This window comes from Bacillus sp. SORGH_AS_0510, from assembly GCF_030818775.1.
GTDB lineage: Bacteria > Bacillota > Bacilli > Bacillales > Cytobacillaceae > Neobacillus.
The window spans coordinates 4,069,142-4,085,510 of record NZ_JAUTAU010000001.1 but is presented as its reverse complement, the minus strand read 5'-3'; the positions used below and the strand labels follow the sequence as shown (position 1 = coordinate 4,085,510).

Genomic DNA, 16,369 nt, shown 5'->3' with positions numbered 1-16,369 from the left:
ATAATCTTATAGTATCATATGAATTTTCAGAAATCAAATAAATATACAAAACTTTGGATAAGAAATGGATAGGAATTTTGAGGTGGATAAAAGAGGAATATACATTAGTGTAAACGTTTTCATTTAAATACAAAAAACAAAAGGGAGTTATTCCCACTCCCTTTTGTGCATAAAAAATGTATATTTATTCGTTGTTAAGTTGAGAAAATGCATTTCTTACTGCATGTAATGTCGCCTCTACGTCTTCTTCTGTATGTGCAATAGTTAGGAACCATGCCTCATATTTGGATGGTGCAAGGTTGATTCCCTGATGTAGCATGAGTTTGAAAAACTTAGCGAACATTTCTCCATCCGTGTTTTCTGCCTGTTCATAATTCACTATGGTTTCATTTGTAAAATAAACGGTAAACGCACCTTTAAGTCTATTGATGGTGATTTGAATGTTGAACTCTTTAGCAGCTGCTAAAATTCCTTCCTCAAGCATGGCACCAAGGCGGTCTAAATATTCGTATACGCCTTCTTGTTTTAGTACTTCAAGGCAGGCGATTCCTGAAAGAATGGAGGCTGGGTTTCCGGCCATTGTCCCAGCTTGATATGCCGGACCTAATGGAGCAACCTTTTCCATGATTTCCTTTCTACCGCCATAAGCGCCGATTGGGAGACCTCCACCAATAATCTTTCCTAGTGCTGTTAAATCAGGTTTAATTCCTAATAAATCCTGTGCACCGCCGTACATAAAACGAAAAGCTGTAATAACTTCATCGTAAATAACAAGTGCCCCTGCAGCATGTGTTAGGTCGTTTACTTGTTGAAGGAAGCCAGGCTTAGGTTCAACAATGCCGAAGTTCCCGACAATAGGTTCTACTAATACAGCAGCAATTTGATCTCCCCATTTTTCTAATGCTTCTTTAAATGGTTCAATGTCATTAAATGGTACAGTAATGACTTCTTGAGCGATACTTTTCGGTACTCCTGCTGAATCTGGGGTTCCGAGGGTAGACGGACCTGACCCGGCTGCAACAAGTACAAGATCAGAATGACCGTGGTAACAACCGGCAAACTTGATTATTTTATCACGTCCTGTGTAGGCACGTGCAACACGAATGGTGGTCATTACCGCTTCAGTTCCAGAGTTAACAAAACGAACTTTATCCAAAGCTGGCATTGCTTCTTTAATCATTTTGGCAAATTTGACTTCATGTGGAGTAGGTGTTCCGTAAAGAACGCCGCTTTCTGCTGCACGTGTAATGGCTTTTGTGATATGTGGATGAGCATGGCCAGTAATGATGGGACCATATGCAGCGAGGTAATCAATGTATTGATTGCCGTCAACATCCCAAAAGTAGGCACCCTGGGCACGTTCCATTACAACCGGGGCGCCGCCGCCTACCGCTTTGTAGGAACGAGACGGGCTGTTTACTCCTCCAACAATGTGTTTAAGAGCTTCATTATGTATAGTTTCGGAATTCGTAAATTGCACTATTTTTCCTCCTTAGAATATTTCTATCCTTCTATTCTAACACTTTTTTATTCGTCTATTATCTATTTCAACTTTTAGAAAATTCCGCCTCAGTGCAGTGTAGTTGTTTTAACCCCTTGATTTGGCTAAACTAATGATTTAGGTATTACAATGCTTCGGGAGGTACTAGATGAAGAATGTTATAGAAGTACAAAATCTAAGGAAAGAATTTAAATCCTATTCGAGTAGAAGTGGCTTAAAAGGTGCCTTTAGGGATTTATTCACTAGAAATTATAAAGTGGTTCCGGCTGTAAATGATATAAATTTTTCAGTAAGGCAAGGAGAGATGGTTGGTTACATTGGTGAAAATGGCGCTGGAAAATCAACAACCATTAAGATGCTCACTGGCATTTTAACACCTACGTCAGGGGAAATCCTGGTTAATGGTATGAATCCCCATAAAGAAAGAGAAAAATTTGTACAAACCATTGGAGTTGTTTTTGGCCAGCGTTCACAATTATGGTGGGATATTGCTGTGCAAGAATCGTTTCGTCTATTAAAAAAGGTATATAAAGTAACAGATGAACATTACGACGATCATATGAACCATGTCATAAAAACCTTGGATATTGAGCCGCTTTTAGATAAACCGGTTCGTAAATTATCTCTCGGACAAAGGATGCGTTGTGAACTTGCTGCTGCACTAATTCATAATCCCCCATTATTATTCTTAGATGAACCCACAATTGGGTTAGATGTTCTCGTGAAATTGAAAATTCGTGAATTCTTAAAAGAAATTAACGAGAAATATAACACAACTATTCTTTTAACTACACATGATCTTTCCGACATCGAAGCGCTATGTGAGCGGGTAATTATGCTTGATGAAGGAAAAGTCATCTATGATGGTGCTTTAAAAAATCTTCAAGAAAAATGGGGAGAAGGAAAAGAACTTCGTTTTCAATTCCTAGAAAAAGTAGACCTTGCTGCTGTTAGAAATCTAACAAGTGGCCTGCCTGTTAAATGGGAACTAGATGAAAAGGATCAGGTTTTTATTGCTGTTTTAGATGACAATGATGAGCTCATCTCTCAGGTAATAGCCAAAGTGGTTGCTGGATTTAAAATTAAGGATATTAAAATTAATGAGACATCCACGGAAGAGATTATAAGAAATATTTATGAGAAGGGTGCTGTGTAAGTGGATAAATACTTAGAAATGATTAGAATCCGCTTTTTAATGATGCTAGCATACCGGACAAATTACTATACGGGGATTCTAATCTATAGCATTAATATAGGGGCTTATTATTTTTTATGGAATGCGATCTATGGATCGAAAGAACAGATTGTTGGACTGTCTGTTATTCAAATGACCACTTATGTTGCCGTTTCTTGGATGGCACGAGCGTTTTATTTTAATAATCTTGACCGTGAGATGGCGTTGGAAATAATGGAAGGGAAAGTGGCAATCGAATTAATCAGACCTTACAATTATCTATCCATGAAGACGATGCAAGGGCTAGGAGAAGGAATTTTTAGGCTGTTCTTTTTTTCAGCACCTGGGATGATTATTGTTTATTTTATTTTTCCTATTCACTTTACGTGGGAACCAAGTGTATGGGGGTTATTCGCTCTCTCCATTTTGTTAAGCTTTTTTATCAACACGGAATTAAATCTATTAACAGGAATTACAACTTTCTTCTTATATAATAATGCGGGTTTGATACGTGCGAAACGAGTGGTGATAGACTTATTCTCAGGACTTCTTTTGCCAATTAGTTTCTTTCCCGGATGGGCACAAGAGATTATGAAATTCCTTCCATTTCAAGGGATCAGCTACTTTCCAAGTATGATTTTGACAAAGGGCTTCACACACCAGCAGGCATTAGAAGCGATTACGCAACAATTTGTTTGGGTCATTGTTTTAATTATTCCTATTCAAATTTTGTGGTACTTGGCGAGGAAACAGTTGATTATTCAAGGAGGATAAACATTGTTTTACTTAACTATGTTTTTTCAATATACAGCGCAATACATGAAAACTAGATTCCAATACCGGGCAGATCTATTTGTAGAGTTTTTTTCCGATTTACTGTCACAAGCGATTAATCTCGTTTTTATTTTAGTAGTTTTCGGTCATACGAGTTTCCTTAATGGCTGGAGCAGAGATGAAATTATCTTTATTTATGGCTTTTTTCTTGTACCTTCAGCTGTTTTTTCTGCTTTCTTTAATATTTGGGATTTCAATGAAAGGTATATTGTGAAGGGGGAACTTGATCGCATCCTTACAAGACCTATTCATAGCCTCTTCCAGATTATTCTTGAGAGAATTGAATTGGAGTCTTTATTGGGAGCTATAACCGGACTTGCGGTTATGTTCTATGCAGGTAGTCATTTACATCTTGAAATCCATTGGTACGATCCATTTTTCTTTCTTGTTTTTGTCATAGGTGGTGCACTTGTCTATGGAGGAATCTTCATCATGATTGCCTGCATCAGTTTTTGGGCAGATGCACGAACGTCTCTTATGCCAATGATGTACAATATTAGCAGTTACGGAAGATATCCTGTAAATATTTATAATAAATTAATCCGTTTTGTTTTAACTTGGATTTTACCTTTTGCCTTTGTTGGCGTATACCCTGCGGCTTTCTTCCTTGGAAAAAAAGAATGGCTATGGTATTCATTTTTAACCCCAGTAATAGGTGTAGTCTTTTTTACACTATCAATCCTCATTTGGAACCAAGGGGTAAAGAAGTATAGAGGAGCAGGAAATTAATCATTTTATTAACTTTTGAAAAAAACCAGGTTTTTGCCTGGTTTTTTGCTATTTTATGGGCCAAGCCTGCATAGGATAGAGTAACTCTCATTACCATGCAGGGGTGGTCAGCTATGTTCTATTTCTTGCTTCCAATTGTGATTTTTTGTATATTCATGAGCTTACGAACATTATTTATTCCGAATACAATAAGGGGTAAATTTGCGTCAGTCGAAAATTTTCTCTATTTAGGAACAGTATATTTAACCATCATTATTGGCTTTGGACTTATTTATCTATTGTTTTATTTAATTGGCATGCCACTTCTAAGGGAAGTTAATCCGGATCCGAAAGATAACATTTTTGAAACAAGCTTTTATTTTAGTGCAATGACCCTTTTTTCTGTAGGAAATGGTGATGTCTTGCCAAATGGATTAGGAAGAATTATTGCTGTGATTGAAGCGTTGATTGGATATACCTTACCCGCAGCCTTTGTTGCAAAAGTAATGTTGGAAAGAGAAAAGTAAGGCGATAATAACGATATATTTGTGTTATCAAGAAAGATTCGTTACCCTATAAATAATGAATCTTTTCATATGGAGTGATTATTATGACAGTTGAAATTGGGAAACAAGCGCCTGATTTTAAGTTGGAAGCGAGCAATGGTGAGGTTGTTGCACTTTCAGATTTTCGTGGTACGAACGTGGTCTTATATTTTTATCCTAAAGATATGACCCCTGGGTGCACTACAGAAGCCTGTGATTTTCGTGATCAGATTGAAAAGTTTAATGAACTTGATGCAGTCATTTTAGGAGTGAGTCCCGACCCGACAGCTCGTCATCAAAAGTTTATTGAAAAATATGGGTTGCCATTCCTGCTTTTAGCGGATATAGATCAACAAGTAGCTGAAGCCTACGGTGTATGGAAACTAAAGAAAAACTTTGGCAAAGAATATATGGGTATCGAAAGATCTACCTTTATTATTAATAAAGAAGGCGAGCTAGTTAAAGAATGGAGAAAGGTTCAAGTAAAGGGACATGTAGAAGAAGCGTTAATTTACATACGCGAAAATTTAAACTAACAAGTTCCAGCCTATTTTCTCTAGAAAAGGCATTTGTCCAATGCAAGAAAAGGTATTTTGAATATCATTTTATTAGGGCATACCTCCTCAGATAAACTTTTGGGTCCATAGTGACCCATTTTTTTTTGCTTAAAAAGAGTCGATTATATTCCGTTTTCTTAAGTTAATAATGGTGTTATGATGAAGAAAACGCATACTTTTCTCATAAAGTCTGTTATTAATTGAATATATGTGTATAAAACTGTAGCTAATAAATTACATAGGGAGGATTAATGTATGAAGATTTATACAAAAACAGGGGATAAAGGAACAACATCTCTTATTTACGGTCAGAGAGTGTCAAAGAATGATGCGCGGGTTGAAGCGTATGGAACCTGTGATGAAGCAAATTCTATGATTGGTCTTGCCCTTAGTCATTTAAGGAATGAAAATTTCCAAGAGAAAGAAATACTAGAAAATGCATATCATAAAATACAAACAAATCTTTTTCATGTTGGGGCAGAATTGGCAACTCCGAAAGGAAAGGTAGTAAAGTGGTCACTCGCTTCTTCTGATATAGAGGAAATGGAAAAGCAAATTGATGATTGGAATGTTATGCTTTCTGAATTAACAAATTTTATTTTGCCTGGAGGTCATCCTGCAGCTGCTGCGTTTCATGTAGCTCGTACGATCGCTAGAAGAGCTGAAAGGTGTGCAGTTTCATTAGGTGAGGATGTAAATCCTCTTGTTTTATCTTACTTAAATCGTTTATCAGATTTCTTGTTTATCACTGCTCGCTACGTAAATAACCGATTAGGGATAAATGAACAAACCTTACATGAAAAAAAGTAGTGAATCAAGGGGTTTGTTAGGTTGCAATATTGACAAAAGTATAAATATGTTAGTAAAATTAATTATAACAATTATAATCTAAGAATATTTTTTAGAAAAGAGGTGCATGGCGATGACTCAGTTAAAAGAAGCGTTGGATACCTTAAAGGAAACTGGAGTTCGGATTACTCCACAACGTCATGCGATACTTGAATATTTAATAAACTCAATGTCACATCCTACAGCTGATGATATTTATAAAGCGTTAGAAGGAAAATTCCCTAATATGAGTGTGGCGACAGTTTACAATAATTTACGAGTATTTCGTGAAGTCGGTCTAGTTAAGGAATTAACCTATGGTGATGCATCAAGCCGTTTTGATTTTGTTACATCCCACCATTATCATGTTATTTGTGAGGAATGCGGAAAGATTGTTGATTTCCATTATCCAGGACTTGATGAAGTGGAGCATCTAGCTTCACATGTTACAGGATTTAAAGTGGAAAATCACCGCATGGAGATTTATGGAACTTGCCCTGATTGTGCAAGTAAAGATGTCCATTAATTTTTTGTGAGTGGTCTTCTTTTACAATAAAAAGAGGGTGACTGTACTGTACGTTGCAAAAGCGTACGGTAAGTCATCCTCTTTTTATTTTTTACTATTATAGGATTCGTTGAACTCTTTACCTTCAAGTGCCTGATCAAGTGTTAGTGGTTCTCGACAATACATACACATATCAACTTTACCAAGCATTTTAGTTGCCCTACCACAGCTCGGACACTTTACTTGAATAGATTTTGTCGATAACATCCCAATCCAGAAATATACGACTGTACTTGCGATAATAAAAATTAGACCTAAAAGCATAAATATGGTCATAATAACTGGTGAGGTACGAAAATAGATTCCACCATACATAACAATAAAGCCAATAAAAATCAATGAAAGTGCAAAGGTACGAATTTTATTTATTTTACTCGAATATTTTGCCATGTTACTCCCTCCTAGAGAAACTATATCATATTTATCTATGGAGAAAAAAGGTTACATAGAAGAATGTCGAAGTTTGTCTTTGATGAAAGAAGGAAATCTGTTTTTACTGTCGAACCTATATATACCCGAAAAAATTGGAGGAATGATGAATGGAAGACATCCTTCGGCCTATTTATCAAGAGAGGGCGAGCCAGTCAAATACCCTTGGAGTTTTGTTAATTGAAAAAAAACAAAAATTAAGTCATATTACTGATTCCTTTGATGTTATTTTACTAGTTATTGTCAAAGAGGCGGAAAGGCAAGTATTTATTAAACATTACACCTATGATAATAAAAAAGCAGCCATGCATATAATTGCTGAAGATCAGTTGAAAGAATGGATCCTACTTGGTACAAATCGTAAAATTTTCGAATGGCTCCATGAGGCAAAAATTCTTTTTGATCGAAATGAATATGTAGCTAATTTAAAGACAGAATTACGTGAATTTCCATTTAACGGACGAAAAGTCAAGATGGGTTTAGAGTTTGCTAAGTTAATCCGTCGGTATGTAGATGGAAAAGCCCTATTTGAAAGCAAACAGTTTTTGGATGCTTATAATCATGTGGTTCACTCCCTACACCATCTAGCGAGATTAGCTGTAATAGAAAATGGCCTTCATCCAGAGTTGACTGTTTGGCACCAAGTGAAACAGATTGAACCGGAAATATACAAGTTGTATGAAGAACTTGTAAATAGTGAAGAAACACTAGAGAAACGACTGGAACTATTATTTTTGGCGAGTGAATTTATGATTCATTCCAGAACATCAATCTGTAGTGTTCATTTATTAGAGGTGCTTAGCAGTAAGGAACATTGGTTATTTAATGAAATCATGAATGAAAAAGAATTAATACCATACTCTGTAGATTTAGCGGTCTTAATAGAGTATCTGATTGAAAAACATTTGATAGATATTGTTAATGTTGAAACAAAGGGGCATGGTGTTTTTCATCGTTGTTACAAGGCGGCAAAAAAATTATCGTAAAAAAACAATAAACCCTATTGACCTTTTGTTTATTCCTTGGTATATTAATAACCGTCGCTGCGGAACAAATATTTAAAGCTTTCGCGGGTGACGGTTTTTCTTAAAAAAGAGGTTGACATCGTTAATAACTTTATGATAAATTAATAAAGTCGCTTACGAGTGATACTGAAATTGTTCTTTGAAAACTAAACAAACAAAAACGTCAACAAACAATAATATTTAACTTCTTAATTGAAGTTAGCCAACGTAACTATTCAGAGCTAATCAACTTTCTTGGAGAGTTTGATCCTGGCTCAGGACGAACGCTGGCGGCGTGCCTAATACATGCAAGTCGAGCGGACCACTTCGGTGGTTAGCGGCGGACGGGTGAGTAACACGTGGGCAACCTGCCTGTAAGACTGGGATAACACCGGGAAACCGGTGCTAATACCGGATAATCCTTTTCCTCACATGAGGGAAAGCTGAAAGTCGGTTTCGGCTGACACTTACAGATGGGCCCGCGGCGCATTAGCTAGTTGGTGAGGTAACGGCTCACCAAGGCGACGATGCGTAGCCGACCTGAGAGGGTGATCGGCCACACTGGGACTGAGACACGGCCCAGACTCCTACGGGAGGCAGCAGTAGGGAATCTTCCACAATGGACGAAAGTCTGATGGAGCAACGCCGCGTGAGCGATGAAGGCCTTCGGGTCGTAAAGCTCTGTTGTTAGGGAAGAACAAGTACCGGAGTAACTGCCGGTACCTTGACGGTACCTAACCAGAAAGCCACGGCTAACTACGTGCCAGCAGCCGCGGTAATACGTAGGTGGCAAGCGTTGTCCGGAATTATTGGGCGTAAAGCGCGCGCAGGCGGTCCTTTAAGTCTGATGTGAAAGCCCACGGCTCAACCGTGGAGGGTCATTGGAAACTGGGGGACTTGAGTGCAGAAGAGGAAAGCGGAATTCCACGTGTAGCGGTGAAATGCGTAGAGATGTGGAGGAACACCAGTGGCGAAGGCGGCTTTCTGGTCTGTAACTGACGCTGAGGCGCGAAAGCGTGGGGAGCAAACAGGATTAGATACCCTGGTAGTCCACGCCGTAAACGATGAGTGCTAAGTGTTAGGGGGTTTCCGCCCCTTAGTGCTGCAGCTAACGCATTAAGCACTCCGCCTGGGGAGTACGGCCGCAAGGCTGAAACTCAAAGGAATTGACGGGGGCCCGCACAAGCGGTGGAGCATGTGGTTTAATTCGAAGCAACGCGAAGAACCTTACCAGGTCTTGACATCCTCTGACACTCCTAGAGATAGGACTTTCCCCTTCGGGGGACAGAGTGACAGGTGGTGCATGGTTGTCGTCAGCTCGTGTCGTGAGATGTTGGGTTAAGTCCCGCAACGAGCGCAACCCTTGATCTTAGTTGCCAGCATTCAGTTGGGCACTCTAAGGTGACTGCCGGTGACAAACCGGAGGAAGGTGGGGATGACGTCAAATCATCATGCCCCTTATGACCTGGGCTACACACGTGCTACAATGGATGGTACAAAGGGCTGCAAGACCGCGAGGTTTAGCCAATCCCATAAAACCATTCTCAGTTCGGATTGTAGGCTGCAACTCGCCTACATGAAGCCGGAATCGCTAGTAATCGCGGATCAGCATGCCGCGGTGAATACGTTCCCGGGCCTTGTACACACCGCCCGTCACACCACGAGAGTTTGTAACACCCGAAGTCGGTGGGGTAACCGTAAGGAGCCAGCCGCCTAAGGTGGGACAGATGATTGGGGTGAAGTCGTAACAAGGTAGCCGTATCGGAAGGTGCGGCTGGATCACCTCCTTTCTAAGGATATAAGCTGGACCTATGAGCCAGACAAAACATGTTTGTTTGATTGTTTTCTGTTTGTTTAGTTTTGAGAGTGCAATTTCTCTCTGCCTAGTTGGTCTTTTACAACTAGATTTAAACGTTCTTAATAATTGCTTTGCTCCTGCGCTATAGCATATTCGAAGAGGTAACTCTTCAGCTCGTCGCAAGGCAGCATGATGTAAAGCTCTGAAGTTTAATCACGTTGTGATTGAAATCAGTAGCCTCGTTCTTTGAAAACTAGATAATCGTAAAGAAGAAAGTCAAGAGACATCGAGTAATCGCCATTTTAGTTTTCTCTCTATTATATATAGAGTAATAAACCTTTTAGGTTAAGTTAGAAAGGGCGCACGGTGAATGCCTTGGCACTAGGAGCCGATGAAGGACGGGACTAACACCGATATGCTTTGGGGAGCTGTAAGTAAGCTTTGATCCAGAGATTTCCGAATGGGGAAACCCACTGTTCGTAATGGAACAGTATCTTTACCTGAATACATAGGGTATTGAAGGCATACCCGGGGAACTGAAACATCTAAGTACCCGGAGGAAGAGAAAGCAAACGCGATTCCCTGAGTAGCGGCGAGCGAAACGGGACATAGCCCAAACCAAGAGGCTTGCCTCTTGGGGTTGTAGGACACTCTACATGGAGTTACAAAGGAACGGGGTAGATGAAGCGGCCTGGAAAGGCCCGTCAGAGAAGGTGAAAACCCTGTAGTCGAAACTTCGTTCCCTCCTGAGTGGATCCTGAGTACGGCCGGACACGTGAAATCCGGTCGGAAGCAGGGAGGACCATCTCCCAAGGCTAAATACTCCCTAGTGACCGATAGTGAACCAGTACCGTGAGGGAAAGGTGAAAAGCACCCCGGAAGGGGAGTGAAATAGTTCCTGAAACCGTGTGCCTACAAGTAGTTAGAGCCCGTTAATGGGTGATAGCGTGCCTTTTGTAGAATGAACCGGCGAGTTACGATCCCATGCAAGGTTAAGTTGAAGAGACGGAGCCGCAGCGAAAGCGAGTCTGAATAGGGCGAATGAGTATGTGGTCGTAGACCCGAAACCAGGTGATCTACCCATGTCCAGGGTGAAGTCCAGGTAACACTGGATGGAGGCCCGAACCCACGCACGTTGAAAAGTGCGGGGATGAGGTGTGGGTAGCGGAGAAATTCCAATCGAACTTGGAGATAGCTGGTTCTCTCCGAAATAGCTTTAGGGCTAGCCTCACGTTGTTAGAGTCTTGGAGGTAGAGCACTGTTTGGACTAGGGGCCCTCATCGGGTTACCGAATTCAGACAAACTCCGAATGCCAAAGACTTATCCGTGGGAGTCAGACTGCGAGTGATAAGATCCGTAGTCAAAAGGGAAACAGCCCAGACCACCAGCTAAGGTCCCAAAGTTTACGTTAAGTGGAAAAGGATGTGGAGTTGCTTAGACAACCAGGATGTTGGCTTAGAAGCAGCCACCATTTAAAGAGTGCGTAATAGCTCACTGGTCGAGTGACTCTGCGCCGAAAATGTACCGGGGCTAAACGTAACACCGAAGCTGTGGATTGACATCGTAGATGTCAGTGGTAGGAGAGCGTTCTAAGGGCGTTGAAGCTAGACCGTAAGGACTGGTGGAGCGCTTAGAAGTGAGAATGCCGGTATGAGTAGCGAAAGATGAGTGAGAATCTCATCCACCGTATGCCTAAGGTTTCCTGAGGAAGGCTCGTCCGCTCAGGGTTAGTCGGGACCTAAGCCGAGGCCGAAAGGCGTAGGCGATGGACAACAGGTTGATATTCCTGTACCACCTCTTTATCGTTTGAGTGATGGGGGGACGCAGGAGGATAGGGTAAGCGCGCTGTTGGATATGCGCGTCTAAGCAGTTAGGCTGGAAAGTAGGAAAATCCGCTTTCCGTAAAGGCTGAGCTGTGATAGCGAGGGAAATTTAGTACCGAAGTTCCTGATTCCACACTGCCAAGAAAAGCCTCTAGCGAGATAAAAGGTGCCCGTACCGCAAACCGACACAGGTAGGCGAGGAGAGAATCCTAAGGTGAGCGAGAGAACTCTCGTTAAGGAACTCGGCAAAATGACCCCGTAACTTCGGGAGAAGGGGTGCTTTTTGAGGTGAATAGCCTCGAAGAGCCGCAGTGAATAGGCCCAGGCGACTGTTTAGCAAAAACACAGGTCTCTGCGAAGCCGCAAGGCGAAGTATAGGGGCTGACGCCTGCCCGGTGCTGGAAGGTTAAGAGGAGGGGTTAGCGCAAGCGAAGCTCTGAATCGAAGCCCCAGTAAACGGCGGCCGTAACTATAACGGTCCTAAGGTAGCGAAATTCCTTGTCGGGTAAGTTCCGACCCGCACGAAAGGCGTAACGATCTGGGCACTGTCTCAACGAGAGACTCGGTGAAATTATAGTACCTGTGAAGATGCAGGTTACCCGCGACAGGACGGAAAGACCCCGTGGAGCTTTACTGTAGCCTGATATTGAATTTTGGTACAGCTTGTACAGGATAGGTAGGAGCCGTAGAAGCCGGAGCGCTAGCTTCGGTGGAGGCGTCGGTGGGATACTACCCTGGCTGTATTGAAATTCTAACCCGCACCCCTTATCGGGGTGGGAGACAGTGTCAGGTGGGCAGTTTGACTGGGGCGGTCGCCTCCTAAAGAGTAACGGAGGCGCCCAAAGGTTCCCTCAGAATGGTTGGAAATCATTCGTAGAGTGTAAAGGCACAAGGGAGCTTGACTGCGAGACCTACAAGTCGAGCAGGGACGAAAGTCGGGCTTAGTGATCCGGTGGTTCCGCATGGAAGGGCCATCGCTCAACGGATAAAAGCTACCCCGGGGATAACAGGCTTATCTCCCCCAAGAGTCCACATCGACGGGGAGGTTTGGCACCTCGATGTCGGCTCATCGCATCCTGGGGCTGTAGTCGGTCCCAAGGGTTGGGCTGTTCGCCCATTAAAGCGGTACGCGAGCTGGGTTCAGAACGTCGTGAGACAGTTCGGTCCCTATCCGTCGTGGGCGTAGGAAATTTGAGAGGAGCTGTCCTTAGTACGAGAGGACCGGGATGGACGCACCGCTGGTGTACCAGTTGTCTTGCCAAAGGCATCGCTGGGTAGCTATGTGCGGACGGGATAAGTGCTGAAAGCATCTAAGCATGAAGCCCCCCTCAAGATGAGATTTCCCATAGCGTCAAGCTAGTAAGAACCCTGAAAGATGATCAGGTTGATAGGTCAGAGGTGGAAGCATGGTAACATGTGGAGCTGACTGATACTAATCGTTCGAGGACTTAACCAAGTTTTTAGCGAACTCACATGTTTATTGAATTTTCTTCTTCATTATCTAGTTTTGAGGGAATGAATTTTTTTAAAAAATTCTCTTGCAAAATATGAAAAAGACATTATAATAAAATAGTGTCGAATAAATGGTCTGGTAATTATGGCGAGAAGGTCACACCCGTTCCCATACCGAACACGGAAGTTAAGCTTCTCAGCGCCGATGGTAGTTGGGACGAAAGTCCCTGTGAGAGTAGGACGTTGCCAGGCTGTTTTAAAATATTCCGCAGTAGCTCAGTGGTAGAGCTATCGGCTGTTAACCGATCGGTCGTAGGTTCGAGTCCTACCTGCGGAGCCATTTCTTTTGGAGAGCTGTCCGAGTGGCCGAAGGAGCACGATTGGAAATCGTGTAGGCGGGTAACCCTGTCTCAAGGGTTCAAATCCCTTGCTCTCCGCCATTAAATTTATTGCGATATGGCCCCTTGGTCAAGCGGTTAAGACACCGCCCTTTCACGGCGGTAACACGGGTTCGAATCCCGTAGGGGTCACCATTATGGAGGATTAGCTCAGCTGGGAGAGCATCTGCCTTACAAGCAGAGGGTCGGCGGTTCGATCCCGTCATCCTCCACCATCAATATTATTGTCGCGGGGTGGAGCAACGAGCGTTGCATCCGTGAATAATCTGCGAGTTGTATCAATCGAGTTACTACTTGAATATACTAACTGAGATTGATACAGTCCATACAAACTATGGGCATTAACATTAGTAATATTTTTTACCGTCGCGGGGTGGAGCAGTCTGGTAGCTCGTCGGGCTCATAACCCGAAGGTCGCAGGTTCAAATCCTGTCCCCGCAATATGGTCTGGTAGTTCAGTTGGTTAGAATGCCTGCCTGTCACGCAGGAGGTCGCGGGTTCGAGTCCCGTCCAGACCGCCATATGTTGGCTCAGTAGCTCAGTCGGTAGAGCAAAGGACTGAAAATCCTTGTGTCGGCGGTTCGATTCCGTCCTGAGCCACCATTAATTTTTATGAAACATTTTATATGTGGAGGGGTAGCGAAGTGGCTAAACGCGGCGGACTGTAAATCCGCTCCCTCCGGGTTCGGCGGTTCGAATCCGTCCCCCTCCACCATATATAGGGGTATAGTTTAAAGGTAGAACGAAGGTCTCCAAAACCTTTGGTGTGGGTTCGATTCCTACTACCCCTGCCAATAATATTGTGGCGATTGTGGCGAAGTGGTTAACGCACCTGATTGTGGTTCAGGCATTCGTGGGTTCGATTCCCATCAGTCGCCCCATAATATTTTTTAATTAATTGAGCATTGGGCTATAGCCAAGCGGTAAGGCATCGCACTTTGACTGCGACATGCGTTGGTTCAAATCCAGCTAGCCCAGCCATTTTGCGGAAGTAGTTCAGTGGTAGAACACCACCTTGCCAAGGTGGGGGTCGCGGGTTCGAATCCCGTCTTCCGCTCCATAATTTACGGCGGCATAGCCAAGTGGTAAGGCAGAGGTCTGCAAAACCTTTACCACCGGTTCGAATCCGGTTGCCGCCTCCATAAAAATTTATACAGTGCATAATCTACTTTTTATATACGCCGGGGTGGCGGAACTGGCAGACGCACAGGACTTAAAATCCTGCGGTAGGTGACTACCGTACCGGTTCGATTCCGGTCCTCGGCACTGATTTACAAAATATTTTAATATGCCGGTGTGGCGGAATTGGCAGACGCGCACGACTCAAAATCGTGTTCCTCTGGAGTGTCGGTTCGACCCCGACCACCGGTATCAATGCAAAACACTTCCTATTTGATTATAGGAAGTGTTTTTTGTGTAAAAGGAATTTAATTAAATGTGTACGTACCCGAGATAGGTAAAAATAAGCGAGTACGGTAACGTAGAAGGGATCTACGTGTCCCAAATAGGTAAATGAAAGCGAGACGGTAACGTAGAAGCAGCCAATGTTACCAGTAGAGGTAAGAGTAAGCGATATTGGTCACCATTCTATGTTGTTACCTGAAAACATCCGAAGTTTTTTAGGGGCCATTCGACATAATTCGCAAAAACCACTTGACGATTAATAAAAAAGTGTGTAACATTGTAAGGGTCAAATCGTTCAAAAAGTTGTCAAAAAATTATGCGGGTGTAGTTTAATGGTAAAACCTCAGCCTTCCAAGCTGATGTCGTGAGTTCGATTCTCATCACCCGCTCCATACATATTAACTAACGCAGTGTATCGTTACCTAGAGAACGATGCATTGCGTTTTTTCTTTATATATAGGCTTTGTAAACTTGTCTGTTGATTTGCACTCCAGGCACGAGCGGTTCGTGGGCGTTTCGGCGAGCCTCCTCGGCGCTTGCGCCTGCGGGGTCTCCCCTGACCCGCACTCCCACAGGCTTCTTCGTGCCTTCCGCTCCAATCAACAGGGTATAAAAGTCAACTATGTCCTTTAACACATTCTTTAACACAGCCTATATATATATAATTATGCCTGTATGGCATCATTTAAGGATATGATAGGATGCTTCTCCACCATGTACTTGTGTAAACATGTTCATGAGCGACTCAGTTAGCCTTTCTGCATTTTGAATGTCAGTAGAAGGTCTTAAATAGATCAGTTGTAGGGCTTCTTTAGTATCAAAAGTCACTGGTGTACGATCTGAGTCTACAAAAGGACTTCCGAAAGCACCTTCTTCATCAGATGAGACAATAAGGTTATGTAAGGAATTTAAACGTCCATTTAAGCCCATATACTCCTCACCAACACCCCCAAAGCGAATAGTAACGGGGCCATTCAAACATTTCTGGTCATAGATTCCAATAGGCACTTGATATTGTAGGGAGAAAAAATTATTAATATCAATGGCACTTTGTACGGACGAGAGGTAGTTCTGTTTCTGTATTCTCCTATATAAGGCTTCTACAGATGGACGATACCGGTTAGGATCCTTATCATTCTGTTTAAAAATAGAGCGCCATTCCTGTAATCCAGGCAACTCTGTCACAGGTTTATTTTCTAAATCAAAATAAATAGACTCCTGGAATAGCTGGAGTCTCCCCCTTAGCATTTGGGGTGAATCACTGACAATTATGTTATTATATTCAATTACACCCAGTTTAAAGTCAGGTATTCGTTCTATTATTTCTTGTGAGAGTTGAATTTCCAACC

General features: G+C 42.5%; 11 protein-coding genes, 16 tRNA genes and 3 rRNA genes. 27 read left to right on the top strand and 3 right to left on the bottom strand.

Annotated features, from left to right (window positions below; genetic code table 11):
- Positions 1-184: 184 nt before the first annotated feature.
- Entirely contained in the window at positions 185-1,480 is a 1,296-nt protein-coding gene (locus QE429_RS20865; protein ID WP_307289773.1) for a glutamate-1-semialdehyde 2,1-aminomutase, read from the bottom strand.
- A 169-nt stretch (positions 1,481-1,649) separates the two neighbouring features.
- Here QE429_RS20865 and QE429_RS20860 point away from each other — a divergent pair, with 169 nt between their 5' ends.
- The 7 genes from QE429_RS20860 (at position 1,650) to perR (ending at position 6,673) form a co-directional block, all read left to right on the top strand.
- A complete protein-coding gene (locus QE429_RS20860; protein ID WP_307289770.1) occupies positions 1,650-2,657 on the top strand; it encodes an ABC transporter ATP-binding protein in 1,008 nt (335 codons plus the stop codon).
- Positions 2,658-3,449 carry an ABC transporter permease gene (locus QE429_RS20855; RefSeq protein ID WP_307289768.1) on the top strand — a complete coding sequence of 264 codons (792 nt, stop codon included), beginning with the start codon at positions 2,658-2,660 and terminating at the stop codon, positions 3,447-3,449.
- A 3-nt stretch (positions 3,450-3,452) separates the two neighbouring features.
- Positions 3,453-4,238 carry an ABC transporter permease gene (locus QE429_RS20850; protein WP_307289766.1) on the top strand — a complete coding sequence of 262 codons (786 nt, stop codon included), beginning with the start codon at positions 3,453-3,455 and terminating at the stop codon, positions 4,236-4,238.
- 113 nt (positions 4,239-4,351) lie between these two features.
- The gene (locus QE429_RS20845) at positions 4,352-4,744 is read left to right on the top strand and encodes an ion channel (RefSeq protein ID WP_307289764.1); all 393 of its coding nucleotides are present in this window, start codon (positions 4,352-4,354) and stop codon (positions 4,742-4,744) included.
- Between the two features lie 83 nt (positions 4,745-4,827).
- A complete protein-coding gene (gene bcp, locus QE429_RS20840; protein ID WP_307289762.1) occupies positions 4,828-5,298 on the top strand; it encodes a thioredoxin-dependent thiol peroxidase in 471 nt (156 codons plus the stop codon).
- A 276-nt stretch (positions 5,299-5,574) separates the two neighbouring features.
- Positions 5,575-6,129: a cob(I)yrinic acid a,c-diamide adenosyltransferase gene (locus QE429_RS20835; protein WP_307289760.1), complete on the top strand. Its 555-nt coding sequence runs from the start codon at positions 5,575-5,577 to the stop codon at positions 6,127-6,129.
- A gap of 106 nt (positions 6,130-6,235) precedes the next feature.
- Entirely contained in the window at positions 6,236-6,673 is a 438-nt protein-coding gene (gene perR, locus QE429_RS20830; RefSeq protein WP_307289759.1) for a peroxide-responsive transcriptional repressor PerR, read from the top strand.
- A gap of 84 nt (positions 6,674-6,757) precedes the next feature.
- On the opposite strand, the gene QE429_RS20825 is transcribed toward perR, so the two are convergent.
- Positions 6,758-7,102, bottom strand: coding sequence for a YgzB family protein (locus tag QE429_RS20825; protein ID WP_307289758.1), 345 nt, complete (start codon positions 7,100-7,102; stop codon positions 6,758-6,760).
- Positions 7,103-7,251: 149 nt separating this feature from the next.
- On the opposite strand from QE429_RS20825, the gene QE429_RS20820 reads away from it, so the two are divergent.
- From QE429_RS20820 to QE429_RS20725, 20 genes are all read left to right on the top strand, one after another.
- Entirely contained in the window at positions 7,252-8,127 is an 876-nt protein-coding gene (locus QE429_RS20820; RefSeq protein ID WP_307289757.1) for a nucleotidyltransferase-like protein, read from the top strand.
- Between the two features lie 270 nt (positions 8,128-8,397).
- A 16S ribosomal RNA gene (locus QE429_RS20815) occupies positions 8,398-9,935 on the top strand.
- A gap of 351 nt (positions 9,936-10,286) precedes the next feature.
- Positions 10,287-13,222 (top strand): 23S ribosomal RNA (locus QE429_RS20810).
- A 131-nt stretch (positions 13,223-13,353) separates the two neighbouring features.
- A 5S ribosomal RNA gene (rrf, locus tag QE429_RS20805) occupies positions 13,354-13,470 on the top strand.
- The 16S, 23S and 5S rRNA genes sit together here with 16 tRNA genes alongside, the layout of an rRNA operon.
- 13 nt (positions 13,471-13,483) lie before the next feature.
- Positions 13,484-13,558, top strand: a tRNA-Asn gene (locus QE429_RS20800).
- Positions 13,559-13,566: 8 nt separating this feature from the next.
- Positions 13,567-13,658, top strand: a tRNA-Ser gene (locus QE429_RS20795).
- Positions 13,659-13,676: 18 nt separating this feature from the next.
- A tRNA-Glu gene (locus tag QE429_RS20790) sits at positions 13,677-13,751 on the top strand.
- 4 nt (positions 13,752-13,755) lie between these two features.
- Positions 13,756-13,831 (top strand) — tRNA-Val (locus QE429_RS20785).
- A gap of 152 nt (positions 13,832-13,983) precedes the next feature.
- Positions 13,984-14,057: transfer RNA gene (locus tag QE429_RS20780), tRNA-Met, on the top strand.
- A 3-nt stretch (positions 14,058-14,060) separates the two neighbouring features.
- Positions 14,061-14,137, top strand: a tRNA-Asp gene (locus QE429_RS20775).
- Positions 14,138-14,143: 6 nt separating this feature from the next.
- A tRNA-Phe gene (locus QE429_RS20770) sits at positions 14,144-14,219 on the top strand.
- Positions 14,220-14,246: 27 nt separating this feature from the next.
- Positions 14,247-14,331 (top strand) — tRNA-Tyr (locus QE429_RS20765).
- Between the two features lie 5 nt (positions 14,332-14,336).
- Positions 14,337-14,410, top strand: a tRNA-Trp gene (locus QE429_RS20760).
- An 11-nt stretch (positions 14,411-14,421) separates the two neighbouring features.
- Positions 14,422-14,497, top strand: a tRNA-His gene (locus tag QE429_RS20755).
- A 25-nt stretch (positions 14,498-14,522) separates the two neighbouring features.
- Positions 14,523-14,597: transfer RNA gene (locus tag QE429_RS20750), tRNA-Gln, on the top strand.
- Between the two features lie 4 nt (positions 14,598-14,601).
- Positions 14,602-14,676 (top strand) — tRNA-Gly (locus QE429_RS20745).
- An 8-nt stretch (positions 14,677-14,684) separates the two neighbouring features.
- Positions 14,685-14,758: transfer RNA gene (locus QE429_RS20740), tRNA-Cys, on the top strand.
- A gap of 38 nt (positions 14,759-14,796) precedes the next feature.
- Positions 14,797-14,882, top strand: a tRNA-Leu gene (locus tag QE429_RS20735).
- A gap of 24 nt (positions 14,883-14,906) precedes the next feature.
- Positions 14,907-14,987, top strand: a tRNA-Leu gene (locus QE429_RS20730).
- A gap of 351 nt (positions 14,988-15,338) precedes the next feature.
- Positions 15,339-15,412, top strand: a tRNA-Gly gene (locus QE429_RS20725).
- Between the two features lie 289 nt (positions 15,413-15,701).
- Here QE429_RS20725 and QE429_RS20720 read toward each other — a convergent pair.
- Positions 15,702-16,367, bottom strand: coding sequence for a B3/B4 domain-containing protein (locus QE429_RS20720; RefSeq protein ID WP_307289756.1), 666 nt, complete (start codon positions 16,365-16,367; stop codon positions 15,702-15,704).
- Positions 16,368-16,369 lie beyond the last annotated feature (2 nt).